Source organism: Achromobacter dolens, assembly GCF_902859745.1.
Lineage (GTDB): Bacteria > Pseudomonadota > Gammaproteobacteria > Burkholderiales > Burkholderiaceae_B > Achromobacter > Achromobacter dolens.
In genome coordinates, this window is the sequence record NZ_CADIJW010000002.1 from 258,399 (window position 1) to 272,183 (window position 13,785).

Sequence of the window (13,785 nt, forward strand, 5' to 3'; positions counted from 1 at the left end):
CGCCGCGGCCTTCGTCCCTAACATGCGCCGTGGCCATCCCGGCCACGGCGCGGGTTCTCCATCGGGACGCCAGTCGCGCCGTCACGCAGGAGCTATTTGCATGGCATTGAGCCGATCCCAGACCGAAATCAAAGCCGCCATCGCGGAACACGGCCGGCAGCGCGGCTTCAGCCCCCCGACCATCCAGATCGCGGCGGACATTGCCTACATCGAATCGGCGTTCGGCGCCTCGCCGCGGTGCCCCGACGCCAGCTCAAGCGCATCGGGCCTGTTCCAGTACACGGACGAGGCCTGGTACGCGCATCATCAAGCCGTGGGCGAAAAGGACGCCCCGGGCAGCCAGATCGCCGCTTTCTACACCGACCTGGCGACCTACGCGGCCTGGTACCACAGTCCCGCCACCAATCGCCATATCCCCGACGACATGCCGCTGGGGGAATTCGTCTTCGTCATGCACCACGGCGGGCGGGGCGGACCGGTCTTGTTCAAGGACACCGCGCGCGATCTCTATCGCAAGCATGTCACCGACGATACCCGGTTGCTGACCGCCACCCATCCCGCCCCCCGCCCCGGCGCGCTCGTGCTCGACGCCGAGGCTTACACCGGCTATCCGGTGGCGGGTGACAGCGCGGGATGCATCAAGATCGGCCCGAACGGCGTGGCGTATATCGACTACATCCTGGAACCCCTGCTGTCGCGAGCGGAACGGCGCGGCATCGTCGAGCGGGATCCCGCCGGGGCATTCCGCCTTCTTGGCGAATGAGGGACCGGCAAGGCAAAGCCAGCCACGACGCGGCGCCAATCAAAAGGCGCCTGGCACGGGTCATCGGCCCTCATGCGCCAATCAAAAAATCGATATCCATATAAATTATTCATCGATTGCGTGCTGAGGTATTGCAATCGTCGCAGCGTCCTACGCCTGACACCAACGCGACACGGAACGTATCGATGCCCCTGCGTGGCAAATCCCGGCTCCGGCAGAACGCCCTGGCCGCCTTCCTGCATGCCATTCCGCTGGCCCTCGTGCTCGCCACCCCGTCCACCGCTTCTGGCCAGCAGCGCGCCGCCACGCCATCCGGCATCGCGCCCAGCGCCGCCGCTTGCCACGACCCGGCGGGCTGGAACATCGCCTGCCTGCGCGCGCGCTATTCCGGACCCCCGGCCGGTTGGCCCGCGCCCACCATCGACGTCGGCGTGCAATGGCATGAATGGGCGCCGGTCCCGCCCGTCGCCGACCCGCCGCTGCAATGGACCGCCGCGAATTCCGGCCAGGCCGAACTGGCCGCCGACGTGGCGCGGCCGGCAATCGTGGCGCTGGGTCAGATGCTGTTCTTCGATACCCGCCTGTCGCGCAAGGGCCAAATCTCCTGTGCCTCCTGCCACCAACCGCAGCGCGCCTTCACGGACGGTCTGCCGCTCGCGGTGGGCGAGGACAAGCTGATGGGCCGGCGTCGCTCCACGCCGCTGTATGCCGCGCCGTTCGCGCCCCGGCTGTTCTGGGACGGGCGCGCGTCCAGCCTCAAGGAGCAGGTGATGGGGCCGCTGCACGACCCGCGGGAAATGAACCATGACGCCGCCGGGGCAGTGGCGCGGCTGCGGGAGACCGACATGTATCCCGCGCGCTTCCTGGACGCGTTCGGCGGCGCGACGGCGGCGTCTTCTCCAGCGACTGCATCGGCTTCATCAACAGTTGCGCCGGCTTCATCAGCGGCTGGCTCAACGGCATCGGCATCGGCATCGGCATCGGCATCGGCATCGGCATCGGCGGCAATGATACCGACAGCTCAAGCGCCTGGGGCATCGACCACGGCATCCGCCATCGACGCCGATCGCCTGGCGCGCGCACTGGCCGCCTACGTGGCCTCGCTGCGCCCGGGGAAGACCCGCTTCGACGACTTCCTCGCTGGCCGCGTTGATGCGCTGGACGACACCGAGCTACTGGGCCTGCACCTGTTCCGCACGCAGGCGCGCTGCATGAACTGCCACAATGGCCCCTTGCTCACCGACCATCAGTTCCACAACATCGGCCTGTCGTTCTACGGCCGCCGCAACCAGGACCTGGGGCGCTATGAAGCCACGCGCGACCCCGCCGACCTGGGCAAGTTCCGCACGCCGAGCCTGCGCAACGTGGCGCAGGCCGGCCCGTGGATGCACAACGGCCTGTTCCCGGATCTGCGGGGGCTGCTGCGGATGTACAACGCCGGCATCGGCCGAGAGACGCCGCCGGCCGATCCCCCGGACCCGTATGCGCCGCGCAAGTCGGAACACATCAAGCCGCTCGACCTGAGCCCGGCCGAGATCGACGCCCTGCTGGCGTTCCTGAAAACGTTGTAGCGGACGCCGCCGACCCCGCGCCGCGGAAAAAAGAATGGCCGCGGCTGGAGCCGCGGCCATGGAACTGCCGTTGCGCATGGTGACGGCGGCCAAGCAGGCCGCCGGCCACCCCCACGCATCACGAGTAGGGACGCTCGCGCAACCGGGTGTGGTGATCGACCACCGTGTCGATCACTTCGCGCAGGATGGTTTCGGCCAGGGCCGGGGGCACGCCGGCCTCTTCGGCCAGGCGCCGGATGCGCTGGACCTGCTGGTCTTCGCGCACCGGGTCCACCAGGTCCATGTCGTTGGCTTGCTTGAGCTCGCCGATCATGTCCGTGCAGCGAAAACGCACGCCCAGCAGCAGGATGATCTGCTGGTCGATCTCGTCGACTTCGGCGCGCAGCGATGCCAGTTCGGCTTTCGGGGAGTCTTGATTGGCCATGTCTATCAACCTTGAACGATATCCAGCTTGGCGATGCCGAGAGCCAGCGTCTTGGAACCGACATCGCGGAAATGGATTTCCGCCTGCGCGTCCTGCCCCGCGCCGCTCAGGCTGACGATGGTGCCGTCGCCGAAGCGCGCGTGGTGCACGCCCTGTCCCACACGATACTGCTTGTCGCCCACCGTGACGCCGGAGGCCGTGCCGCGCGGTTGACGCGGCGCAATGGTGTTGGTGGGCTTGCGGCCGAAGGCGTCGCCGCGGTTGCCGTTCCAGCCGCCGGCGCTCAGCGACGGCGTCAGGCCGGCCTTGGGCGACAGCCACTTCAGGTGCTGCTCGGGGATTTCGTCGAGAAAGCGCGACCGCATGGCGTAGCGCGTCTGGCCATGCAGCATGCGGCTTTGCGCCAGGCTGATGTACAAGCGCTGGCGCGCGCGGGTGATCGCCACGTACATGAGGCGGCGCTCTTCTTCCAGGCCGGACTGTTCCAGGATGCTGTTCTCGTGCGGGAACAGGCCTTCCTCCAGGCCGGTGATGAAGACGGCGTCGAACTCCAGGCCCTTGGCCGCGTGCACGGTCATGAGCTGCACGGCGTCCTGGCCCTGTTGCGCCTGGTTGTCGCCGGCTTCGAGCGCGGCATGCGACAGGAAGGCCGCCAGCGGCGTCAGGCCGTCGGACACCACCGGCGCCGCATCGACCACGCCGGGCATCAGCGTGCTGGAGGTGTCCTGGTCGGGCACCACGCCGGCGGGCATGCCGTCGTAGTTTTCCTCGGACGCGAACACCGCCGCGGCGGTGATCAGTTCGTTCAGGTTTTCGAGGCGCTCGGCGCCTTCGCGCTCGGCCTTGTAGTGCGCGTTCAGGCCGCTGGCCTCGAGCATGTGCTCGACCATTTCTGGCAGCGGCAGGTCGCGCGTTTCCTCTGTGAGACGATGGATCAACTGGGCGAACTGGGCCAGGTTGGAGCCGCCCTTGCCGGCCACCAGCGCCACCGCCGAGTACAGGCTGGAATCATGCGCGCGCGCCGCGTCGGCCAGTTGTTCCAGCGTGCGCGCGCCGATTCCGCGCGTGGGGAAATTCACCACCCGCATCCACGACGTGTCGTCGTGCGGGTTGGCCATCAGGCGCAGGTAGGCGAGCGCGTGCTTGATTTCCTGGCGCTCGAAGAAGCGCAGGCCGCCGTAGACCTTGTAGGGAATGCCGGCCGAGAAGATGGCGTGTTCGATCACGCGCGACTGCGCGTTGCTGCGGTAGAGCACGGCGATCTCGCGGCGCAGGCTGCCTTCGTGGATCAGCGAACGGATCTCGTCGACGATCCATTGCGCTTCCATGCCGTCCGAGGGCTGTTCGATGACGCGCACCGGTTCGCCTTCACCCTGGTCGGTCCAGAGGTTCTTGCCCAGGCGGCCGCTGTTGTGGCCGATGAGCGCGTTGGCCGAATCCAGGATGTGGCCGTACGAGCGGTAATTCTGCTCCAGGCGGATGACGGTGCCGCGGGCGTAGTCGCGCTCGAAGTCGGACATGTTGCCGACATTGGCGCCGCGGAACGCGTAGATCGACTGGTCGTCGTCGCCCACGGCGAAGATCGCCGCGCCGCCGCCGGCCAGCAGCCGCAGCCACTTGTACTGCAGCGTGTTGGTGTCCTGGAACTCGTCGACCAGGATGTGGCGGAAACGGCGCTGGTAGTGCTCGCGCACCGGCGCGTTGCGCGACAGCAGTTCGTAGGCGCGCAGCAGCAGCTCGGCGAAGTCGACCACGCCTTCGCGCTGGCACTGGGCTTCGTAGAGCTGGTAGATCTCGATCAGGCGACGGCGGTGCGCGTCATAGGCTTCGACGTCGGCGGGGCGCAGGCCCTCTTCCTTGGCGCCGTTGATGAAGCGCTGCACGTCGCGCGGCGGATATTTCTCGTCGTCGACGCCATTGGCCTTCATCAGCCGCTTGATGGCGGCGAGCTGGTCGGTGACGTCGAGGATCTGGAAGGTCTGCGGCAGGCCGGCGTCGCGATGATGCGCGCGCAGCATGCGGTTGCACAGGCCGTGGAAGGTGCCGATCCAGAGGCCGCGCGTATCGATCGGCAGGATGGCCGACATGCGCGCCAGCATCTCGCGGGCGGCCTTGTTGGTGAACGTGACGGCCAGCAGCCCAAAAGGCGAGGCCTGGCCGGTTTGAATCAGCCAGGCCATGCGGGTGGTGAGCACCCGGGTCTTGCCGCTGCCCGCCCCGGCCAGGACCAGGGCGTGCTGCGGTTCTAACGTTACTGCGGCGCGTTGTTCAGGATTGAGCTTCTCTAGCATCATGCCGCGTAGCGGCGCAGACGTTGAGCGAATTGCTCGAGCCCGGCGATGCCGCTTTGCTGGGCGCGCTGGCACCAGGCCTGCAGGTCATGGAGGAGCTGTTCGCTGCTGGCGCTGGAGCTTTCCCAGATACGGCCGAGTTCGCGGCGCATCTGCACCAGCGTCGACAGCGACTTGTTCTGGGCGATGGCCTTGTCCACGGCTTCGAGCTGTTCCGGCTGGAGGATGTCCTCGTTGCGGTGGATGGCGCGGCGCACCTTGTGCAGCTTGGTCCAGCCGCAATCGGCGTTGCCGTCCTGGCGCGAGGCCTTCAGCTTGGCGAGTTCCTCGCGGGCGGCGCTCTTGATCACGTCCGCGTAGCGGGCCATGACTTCGTAGCGGTGCGTGATCACGCCCTGCAGCGTGCGCAGGTCGATGCCGGTCTTGGAATCATCCAGCTTGAGCTTGGGCGCGACCTTCTTGATCTTGGCCAGGCCCAGGAACTTCAGGATGTTGATGTAGCACCAGCCAATGTCGAACTCGTACCACTTGGCCGAAAACTTGGCCGACGTGCCGTGGGCGTGGTGGTTGTTGTGCAGCTCTTCGCCGCCGATCACGATGCCCCAGGGGAACACGTTGGTGCTGGTGTCCGGGCTGTTGTAGTTGCGGTAGCCCCAGTAGTGGCCGATGCCGTTGACGACGCCAGCCGCCCAGAAGGGGATCCAGGCCATCTGCACCGCCCACACCGTGACGCCGATCGCGCCGAACAGGGCGATGTCGATGGCGAGCATGGTCAGCACGCCCCACAGGCTGTGCTTGCTGTAGACGTTGCGTTCGAGCCAGTCGTCAGGCGTGCCGTGGCCGAACTTGGCCATGGTTTCCTTGTTGTTGGATTCTTCGCGGTAGAGCTCGGCGCCGCGGAACAGCACCTTCCAGATGCCGAACAGGATGGGCGAATGGGGATCGCCTTCCTTTTCGCACTTGGCGTGGTGCTTGCGGTGGATGGCAACCCATTCCTTGGTGACCATGCCGGTCGTCATCCAGAGCCAGAAGCGGAAGAAGTGCATGACGGCCGGATGCAGGTCCAGGCCCCGGTGCGCCTGGCTGCGGTGCAGGAAGACGGTGACGGACACAATGGTGATGTGCGTCATGACCAGGGTGAAAACGACGATCTGCCACCAAGTGGCTTGGGTCAGACCGCCGGCAATGAAGGAGAGGATGTAATCCATAAAGCTGTAATGAGCCTCGCTTGAAGAGTGCCTGAAGTTTAGCTTACCTTTGCCGCGTTATGACAATGGAGTTTCAAAATAGTTTTTGAGGGAAATCAAGGACTAAGCCCTGCTTTTGACCACACTACGCCAGGCGCGCGACCGAGTCGGCGCGACCCTTGGCGACGATGACGACGCATCCCGGGCCGGGACGCGCCCACGTCGGACACTTCGTTTTGGCTACGCGTCGCGATTAAAGTTCCTGTCAGGCTGGCACGCGCTGTCTTGCGGGCGCCACGGGTCTGGCGCACACTTCGGTCCGCTATCACCGTCTCTTCCGCCTCACGATGTTCCGCGAAAAAATCTGTCCCTATTTTATTGCCCTCCTGACCGCGGCCGGTCTGGCCGCCGCGGCGCCCACGCATGCCCAGTCGCTGAAAATTGGGGACGTTACCGTGCTGGCGTCCTATTACGAGATCCGTGGCTCGGACTGCCTGGCGCTGCGCGCGCCCCGCGTCACCATCACGCTGCAACCGCGCCTGGGGGTCGCCAGCATCGTCCAGACGCGCGGCCAGTCCGGCGACTCGGGACGTTGCGCGTACAAGACAGTGCCGGTGGCGCAACTGGTCTACCAGGCCAACCAACCCGGGTCGGATTCGCTGGCTTGGGAAGTGAAATACCAGAATAAGACCATCGGAACGCGCCGGTACAGCGCGACGCTGGGCATCGCGCCGGCTCCCTGAGCCAGCGCGGGGCCAGCCGCCGCTCAGGAAGCCGGCCTGGCCTGATCCGCCTCGCTGGACGCTTCCGCGGCCACCGGTTCCAGGGCCTCCTGGGCGACGGGCGCCTCGGCAGTGCCGACACCCTCTTCGTGCGGCGCTTCGGCGTCCGACTGCGCCTCGGCTTCGCCTTCCGCTGCGGTGACAGCCTTCTTGCGGCGCTCGAACACGGCGGCGAAGAAGCCGTCGGTGCCATGCAGGTCCGGACGCAGTTGGACGTAGGGCCCCTCCAGCTTCAGGTTGTCGCAACGGGCAGCCAGGATCTCGGCCGCGTCCACCCGCTCGAAATCCGGATGGCTGGCCAGGAAGCGGTCGGCCTGCACTTCGTTTTCCTCGGCCAGCAGGCTGCAGGTGGCGTACACCAGGCGGCCGCCGGGCGCCACGCAGCGCGCGGCGCTATTGAGGATGCGTTCCTGCAGTTGCCCCAGTTCAGCCAGCGACTCGGGGTGCTGGCGCCACTTCAGGTCGGGGTTGCGGCGCAAGGTGCCGATGCCGCTGCAGGGCGCGTCGACCAGCACGCGCTGGGCCTTGCCGGCCAGGCGCTTGACGCGGGCGTCGTTCTCGCTGTCGATCGCCACCGGCACCACGTTCGACAGGCCGCTGCGTGCAAAGCGCGGCTTGGCTCGCGCCAGGCGGGCGGCCGAGACGTCAAAGGCGTAGAGGCGGCCGGTCGAGCGCATCAGCGCGCCCAGCAGCAGGGTCTTGCCGCCGGCGCCGGCGCAGAAATCGATGATCATTTCGCCGCGGCGCGGCGCCACCAGCAGGGCCAGCAACTGGCTGCCTTCGTCCTGCACCTCGATACTGCCGTTCTCGAACTGCGGCCAGCGATTGATGGCCGGACGGCCTTCCATGCGGATGCCCCAGGGCGAGTACGGCATTGCCACGGGTTCGTAGCGGCCGGCGCTCTGCTGCAGTTCCGCCAGCATGGCGTCACGCTCGACCTTGAGCGGGTTGACCCGCAGGTCCAGGCTGGCCTGGCGGTTGAGGGCCTCGATCAGGGTTTCGGGGCTTTCCATGGCGCCCAGGCGCTCGTCGAGCCAGTCAGGGATGCTGCCGCGCACGGCGCGCGGCAGCGTCGCCAGGTCGATCTGCAGCACGCGTTGCAGCCATTCCGCCTCGGCCGCGTCCAGGCCTTCACGCAGCGCTTCCGTGCCGAGGGTGGCGGCCAGGCCCAGGATGGCCAGGCGGCGCGAAGCCGGCCCGACGCCGCTTTCGCCGAACTGGCGGTAGCGGCGCAGGTGGCGCAGCACGTCGTAGACGGCTTCGGCCACTTCCGAACGGTCGCGCGCGCCCAGGCCGGGATGGCCACGCAGCCAGTGCGACAAGGCGGCGTCTGCCGGGTAGGTCCATTGCAGGATCTCGCCCAGCACGCGCTGCACCTGGTCGATACGGCTGGCGGCATACGACAGGCGCGGCCGGTTGAATTGCGGCTTTTGCGGGGCGGCGTCACGCCGGCCCTGGCCTTCGCGGCGGTCGGAACCGGGGAAACCACGCTCGCCGCCACGGCCTTCGCCGCGCGGAGCGTCGTAGGACGGGCGCGAATCCGGACGACCGAAGGCTTCACGGCGATCCGAACCGAAGGAGCCGCGCTCGCCGCCGCGGCCTTCGCCGCGCGAAGCGCCATGGGAGGGACGCGAATCCGGTCGACCCTGGCCTTCGCGGCGGTCCGAACCGAAGGAGCCGCGCTCGCCGCCACGGCCTTCGCCGCGCGAAGCGCCGTAGGACGGGCGCGAATCCGGACGGCCGTAGCCTTCGCGGCGGTCCGAACCGAAGGAACCCCGTTCACCGCCATGGCCTTGGCCCTCACGGCGCTCCGAGCCGTACGAGCCACGCTCGCCACGCGGCGCGTCATAGGAAGGGCGCGGCGTCGGGCGGCCCGAGCCTTCGCGCCGGTCGCCGCCGAAGGAACCGCGTTCGCCGCGGCCTTCGCCGCGTGGCGCGTCATAGGACGGACGTGGGGTCGGACGGCTGTCGCGGCGCTCGTCCGAACGGCCTTCGCGGCCGCCGGCGGCGCGCTCGGGGCGCGGCGCGCGTTCCTGGGCGACGCGGGCCTCGCCCTTGGGGCGCGAGAAGAAGGACCGGCCGTCACGCTCTCCGGCGGCTGCCGGGCGGGAACGCGGGGATTGGGGTTTGCTCATGGTGTATTCCAGTGGGGCGGACACATGCCGCCCGATAAATGCGATTCAGGGCCGTCGGCGGCCCGGCTGCGCGGCTGGCGTCGGCTCAGGCCGCCGCGGACCAGGTGAACAGGCGGTCGGGATCTCCCTGCACGTCCACCCGGTGGTCATTCGTCAGGGTAACCCGGCCTTCGGCGAGCCAGCGCACGGCGGTCGGAAAAGCCTGGTGCTCGACTTCCAGCACGCGTTCGGCCAGCATTTCGGGCGTGTCGCCAGCCAGGACCGGCACGCAGCCCTGGGCAATGATGGGGCCATGGTCCAGCACCGGCGTCACGAAATGCACGGTGCAGCCATGCACCCGCACCCCGGTGGCCAGCGCCTGGGCGTGCGTGTGCAGCCCCGGGAACGCCGGCAGCAGCGACGGATGGATGTTGACCAGGCGGCCGCTATAGCGATTGACGAAGCCGGGGGTCAGCACCCGCATGAAGCCGGCCAGGATGACGTAGTCCGGCGCGTGCAGGTCGATTTCCGTGGCCAGCGCGGCGTCGAACGCTTCGCGGCTGGCATAGTCCTTGTGGTACAGCGCCGCCGTGGCGATGCCCTGGGCCGCGGCCCATTCCAGGCCGGCGGCGTCCGGCCGACTGGCGATCACGGCGGCGATCGTGGCGGGCCAGCCCTGTTGGCGACAGGCCTGGACCAGCGCCTGCATGTTGCTGCCTCGTCCCGAGATCAGGATGACGATGCGGCGCGGTGGTGTAGAAGTTTCCGGCAAGATGAGCGATCCAAATTGGGGATGACGAACAATCCCGTAATCCAAAATTGTAAACTCTCGCTCGTGAAACCACCGCTGCGCATCCACCGATCCCTTCCGCCGCCCGCCCAGCGCGCTCCCAGCGCGCTGACCATCGGCAATTTCGACGGCGTCCACCGAGGACACCAGGCCATGCTGGCGCGCGTCTGCCAGGTCGCGCGCGACCGCGGCCTGACGCCCGCCGTGATGACCTTCGAGCCGCACCCGCGCGAGTACTTCGCCACGCTGAACCAGCGTCCCGAGCTGGCGCCCACCCGCATTTCCGGGCTGCGCGACAAGCTGGCGGCGCTGGCCCGCTATGGCGTATCCCAGGTCGTGGTCGAGCGCTTCAACGCCCGCCTGGCCGAAATGTCGGCCAACGCCTTCATCGAGAACCTGCTGGTGCGGGGGATGGATACCAAGTGGCTGCTGGTGGGCGAGGACTTCCGCTTCGGCCACAAGCGCAGCGGCGACATCGACCTGCTGCGCGAAGCCGGCCTGCGCCATGGCTTCGAGGTACAGACCCTGGCCGACGTCACCGACCGCCACGGCCACCGCATTTCCAGCTCGGAAGTGCGCACCGCCCTGGCCGTGGGCGACCTGGACCGGGCCCGCCACCTGCTGGGCCACCCCTTCCATATCAGCGGTCACGTGATCCACGGCCAGAAGCTGGGTCGCACCCTGGGCTATCCGACCATGAACCTGCGGGTGGCCGAGCGCTGCGCGGCCCGCTCCGGCATCTACGTGGTACAGGTGTATGGCCTGGCCGAGCGCGCCCTGCCGGCAGTGGCCAGCCTTGGCGTGCGCCCGACCGTCGAGGACCGCGGCCGCGTGCTGCTGGAAGCGCACCTGCTCGACGAGACCGTCAACGCATACGGTAAACTCGTGCGTGTCGAATTCCTGCAAAAGCTGCGGGACGAAGAAAAATTTCCTGATCTCCCTTCCCTGACTGCCGCCATCGCCGAAGACGCGCGAAACGCGCGCGCCTATTTTGCCGTTCATGGACTATAAAAAGACCCTCAACCTGCCCGATACCCCCTTCCCCATGCGGGGCGACCTCGCCAAACGCGAGCCCGCCTGGATTGCGCAGTGGGAGGAAAACCACGTCTACCAGGCGATCCGCGCCGCCAGCCGCGGCCGTCCGCGCTTCGTGCTGCACGACGGCCCGCCCTACGCCAACGGCGACATCCACATCGGCCACGCGGTCAACAAGATCCTGAAGGACATCATCGTCAAGAGCCGCAACATGGCCGGCTACGACGCGCACTACGTGCCGGGCTGGGATTGCCACGGCATGCCGATCGAGATCCAGATCGAGAAGAAATACGGCAAGCACCTGCCGGTGGCCGAGGTGCAGTCCAAGGCCCGCGCCTACGCGCTCGAGCAGATCGACCGCCAGCGCAAGGACTTCAAGCGCCTGGGCGTGCTGGGCGAGTGGGATCGTCCCTACATGACGATGAACTTCAGCAATGAAGCCGACGAGATCCGCGCCCTGGGCCGCATCCTGGACAAGGGCTACGTGTTCCGCGGCCTCAAGCCCGTGAACTGGTGTTTCGACTGTGGCTCGGCGCTGGCCGAGGCCGAGGTCGAATACGCCGACCGCGTCGACCCGGCGGTGGACGTGGCCTTCCCGTTCGCCGAGCACGACAAGCTGGCCAAGGCCTTCGGCCTGGACAAGGTCGACGACGGCGCCATCGTCATCTGGACCACCACGCCCTGGACCATCCCGTCCAACCAGGCGCTGAACCTGCATCCCGAAATCGAATACGCGCTGGTGCGCGTGTCGCCCGCCCCCAAGTTCGGCCCGCTGCTGCTGATCGCGCGCGACCGGGTCGAGGCCTGCCTGAAGGGTTGGAACCTGGAAGGCGAAGTCATCGCCACCGCCCCGGGCGCGGCGCTGTCGGGCATCGAGTTCCGCCATCCTCTGGCGCAGTTCGAAGCCGCCTACGACCGCAAGGCCCCGGTCTACCTGGGCGAGTACGTCACGGCTGACTCCGGCACTGGCGTGGTGCACTCGGCCCCCGCCTACGGTATCGAGGACTTCATCTCGTGCAAGGAGCACGGCATGAAGGACACCGACTTCATCAGCCCGGTCATGGGCGACGGCAAGTACGTCGACAGCCTGGCGCTGTTCGGCGGCCTGTCGATCTGGGACGCCAACCCCAAGATCGTCGAGGCCCTGAAGGAAGCCGGCGCGCTGATGCACGTCGAAAAGCACAAGCACAGCTACATGCACTGCTGGCGCCACAAGACGCCCATCATCTACCGCGCCACCAGCCAATGGTTCGCCGGCATGGACATCAAGCCCAAGGACGGCGGCCCGACCCTGCGCGAATCGGCGCTGGCCGGCATCGACGCCACCGCCTTCTACCCGGCCTGGGGCCGCGCCCGCCTGCACGCCATGATCGCCAACCGTCCGGACTGGACCCTGTCGCGCCAGCGCCAGTGGGGCACGCCGATGGCCTTCTTCGTGCACAAGGAAACCGGCGCGCTGCATCCGCGCACCTCCGAATTGCTGGAACAGGTCGCGCAACGCGTCGAGCAAGGCGGCATCGAGGCCTGGCAAACGCTGGACCCGCGCGAGCTGCTGGGCGACGAAGCCGATCAATACGAAAAGAACCGCGACACGCTGGACGTGTGGTTCGACTCGGGCAGCACCCACGCCACCGTGCTGGGCGGCAAGGACGGCGATTTCGCCGGCTCGCATGGCGCCGAACTGGGTTGGCCCGCCGACCTCTACCTGGAAGGCTCCGACCAGCACCGCGGCTGGTTCCATTCGTCGCTGCTGACTGGCTGCATGCTGTATGGCCAGCCGCCCTACAAGGCCCTGCTGACGCACGGCTTCGTGGTGGACGGCCAGGGCCGCAAGATGAGCAAGTCGGTCGGCAACGTGATCGCGCCGCAAAAGGTGTCCGATTCGCTGGGCGCCGAGATCCTGCGCCTGTGGGTCGCCTCCACCGACTACTCGGGCGAGCTGTCGATCTCTGACGAGATCCTCAAGCGCGTGGTCGAAGGCTACCGCCGCATCCGCAACACGCTGCGCTTCCTGCTGGCCAACCTGGCCGACTTCGACGCCGTGTCGCAGTCCGTGCCCTACGGCGAGCTGTTCGAGATCGACCGCTATGCACTGGCCATGACGGCGCAGATGCAGGCCGAGGTGCAGGGCCACTACGAACGCTACGACTTCCACCCGGCGGTTTCGCGCCTGCAGACGTTCTGCTCGGAAGACCTGGGCGCGTTCTACCTGGATATCCTGAAAGACCGCCTGTACACCTCGAAGGTGGACAGCGTGGCCCGCCGCTCGGCCCAGACCGCGCTGCTGGACATCACCCAGACGCTGCTCAAGCTGATGGCGCCGATCCTGTCTTTCACGGCCGAAGAGGCCTGGAAGGAACTGGTCGGCTCGGCCCTGAAGCACCAGGCCGACGCCGCCCGCGTCACCATCTTCACCGAGGTCTACCACGCGCTGCCGCCGTTCGCGGACGCCGAGGCCCTGTCGGCCAAGTGGACGCGCCTGCGCGCCATCCGCGCCGAGGTCCAGCGCAAGCTGGAAGAGGTGCGCACGGCCGGCGACATCGGTTCGTCGCTGCAGGCCGAGGTCGACCTGTACGCCAGCGGCGAAGACCAGCAATTGCTGGCCAGCCTGGGCGACGACCTGCGCTTCGTGCTGATCGTCTCGCGCGCCGCCGTGCACGCAGGCGAAGGCGAGACGCGCATCGAGGTCACGCCGTCCAAGCACAAGAAGTGCGAGCGCTGCTGGCACTGGCGCCTGGACGTGGGCCAGGATCCGGATCACCCCGAGATCTGCGGCCGCTGCGTGTCCAACCTGTTCGGCTCGGGCGAAGCCCGCGACAAGGCCTGAG

10 protein-coding genes are annotated in these 13,785 nt (G+C 67.6%); 5 read left to right on the plus strand and 5 right to left on the minus strand.

All coding sequences use genetic code 11. The features are described from left to right. Window positions 1-100: 100 nt before the first annotated feature. Both HV783_RS03435 and HV783_RS03440 read left to right on the plus strand, forming a co-directional pair. Window positions 101-763, plus strand: a complete 663-nt coding sequence (locus tag HV783_RS03435) for a hypothetical protein (protein WP_054502113.1) — start codon at window positions 101-103, stop codon at window positions 761-763. Between the two features lie 185 nt (window positions 764-948). Further along, window positions 949-2,334 (plus strand): cytochrome-c peroxidase, encoded by a 1,386-nt coding sequence (locus HV783_RS03440; RefSeq protein ID WP_175188704.1) that lies wholly within the window; start codon window positions 949-951, stop codon window positions 2,332-2,334. Between the two features lie 118 nt (window positions 2,335-2,452). Here HV783_RS03440 and HV783_RS03445 read toward each other — a convergent pair whose 3' ends face one another. From HV783_RS03445 to HV783_RS03455, 3 genes are read right to left on the minus strand one after another with little or no spacing between them, the layout of a single operon-like run. After that, entirely contained in the window at window positions 2,453-2,758 is a 306-nt protein-coding gene (locus tag HV783_RS03445; RefSeq protein WP_006384334.1) for a chorismate mutase, read from the minus strand. A gap of 5 nt (window positions 2,759-2,763) precedes the next feature. Further along, window positions 2,764-5,052, minus strand: a complete 2,289-nt coding sequence (locus HV783_RS03450) for a UvrD-helicase domain-containing protein (RefSeq protein WP_175188705.1) — start codon at window positions 5,050-5,052, stop codon at window positions 2,764-2,766. Continuing rightward, window positions 5,049-6,257: a DesA family fatty acid desaturase gene (locus HV783_RS03455; RefSeq protein ID WP_049073143.1), complete on the minus strand. Its 1,209-nt coding sequence runs from the start codon at window positions 6,255-6,257 to the stop codon at window positions 5,049-5,051. Before HV783_RS03455 ends, HV783_RS03450 begins: the two co-directional genes overlap by 4 nt. Window positions 6,258-6,691: 434 nt before the next feature. Here HV783_RS03455 and HV783_RS03460 point away from each other — a divergent pair, with 434 nt between their 5' ends. Next, a complete protein-coding gene (locus tag HV783_RS03460) occupies window positions 6,692-6,979 on the plus strand; it encodes a hypothetical protein (protein ID WP_231132998.1) in 288 nt (95 codons plus the stop codon). Window positions 6,980-7,002: 23 nt separating this feature from the next. Here HV783_RS03460 and HV783_RS03465 read toward each other — a convergent pair whose 3' ends face one another. Both HV783_RS03465 and purN read right to left on the minus strand, forming a co-directional pair. Continuing rightward, complete coding sequence (locus tag HV783_RS03465; RefSeq protein ID WP_054502421.1) at window positions 7,003-8,385, minus strand: RsmB/NOP family class I SAM-dependent RNA methyltransferase; 1,383 nt, start codon at window positions 8,383-8,385, stop codon at window positions 7,003-7,005. Between the two features lie 853 nt (window positions 8,386-9,238). Then, window positions 9,239-9,904 (minus strand): phosphoribosylglycinamide formyltransferase, encoded by a 666-nt coding sequence (gene purN, locus HV783_RS03470; protein WP_054502109.1) that lies wholly within the window; start codon window positions 9,902-9,904, stop codon window positions 9,239-9,241. Between the two features lie 63 nt (window positions 9,905-9,967). Here purN and HV783_RS03475 point away from each other — a divergent pair, with 63 nt between their 5' ends. Continuing rightward, on the plus strand, window positions 9,968-10,933 hold the full coding sequence (locus tag HV783_RS03475) for a bifunctional riboflavin kinase/FAD synthetase (RefSeq protein WP_059271438.1): 966 nt from the start codon (window positions 9,968-9,970) through the stop codon (window positions 10,931-10,933). Further along, window positions 10,923-13,784 carry an isoleucine--tRNA ligase gene (gene ileS, locus HV783_RS03480; RefSeq protein WP_175188706.1) on the plus strand — a complete coding sequence of 954 codons (2,862 nt, stop codon included), beginning with the start codon at window positions 10,923-10,925 and terminating at the stop codon, window positions 13,782-13,784. The genes HV783_RS03475 and ileS overlap by 11 nt, the downstream gene beginning before the upstream one ends. The last annotated feature ends 1 nt before the right edge of the window (window position 13,785 follow it).

Excerpts from the sequence above, each read along its gene's own strand:
- HV783_RS03435 (WP_054502113.1), top strand. The coding sequence starts at position 101 with ATGGCATTGAGCCGATCCCAGACCGAAATCAAAGCCGCCATCGCGGAA.
- HV783_RS03440 (WP_175188704.1), top strand. The coding sequence starts at position 949 with ATGCCCCTGCGTGGCAAATCCCGGCTCCGGCAGAACGCCCTGGCCGCC.
- HV783_RS03445 (WP_006384334.1), bottom strand. The coding sequence starts at position 2,758 with ATGGCCAATCAAGACTCCCCGAAAGCCGAACTGGCATCGCTGCGCGCC.
- HV783_RS03450 (WP_175188705.1), bottom strand. The coding sequence starts at position 5,052 with ATGATGCTAGAGAAGCTCAATCCTGAACAACGCGCCGCAGTAACGTTA.
- HV783_RS03455 (WP_049073143.1), bottom strand. The coding sequence starts at position 6,257 with ATGGATTACATCCTCTCCTTCATTGCCGGCGGTCTGACCCAAGCCACT.
- ileS (WP_175188706.1), top strand. The coding sequence starts at position 10,923 with ATGGACTATAAAAAGACCCTCAACCTGCCCGATACCCCCTTCCCCATG.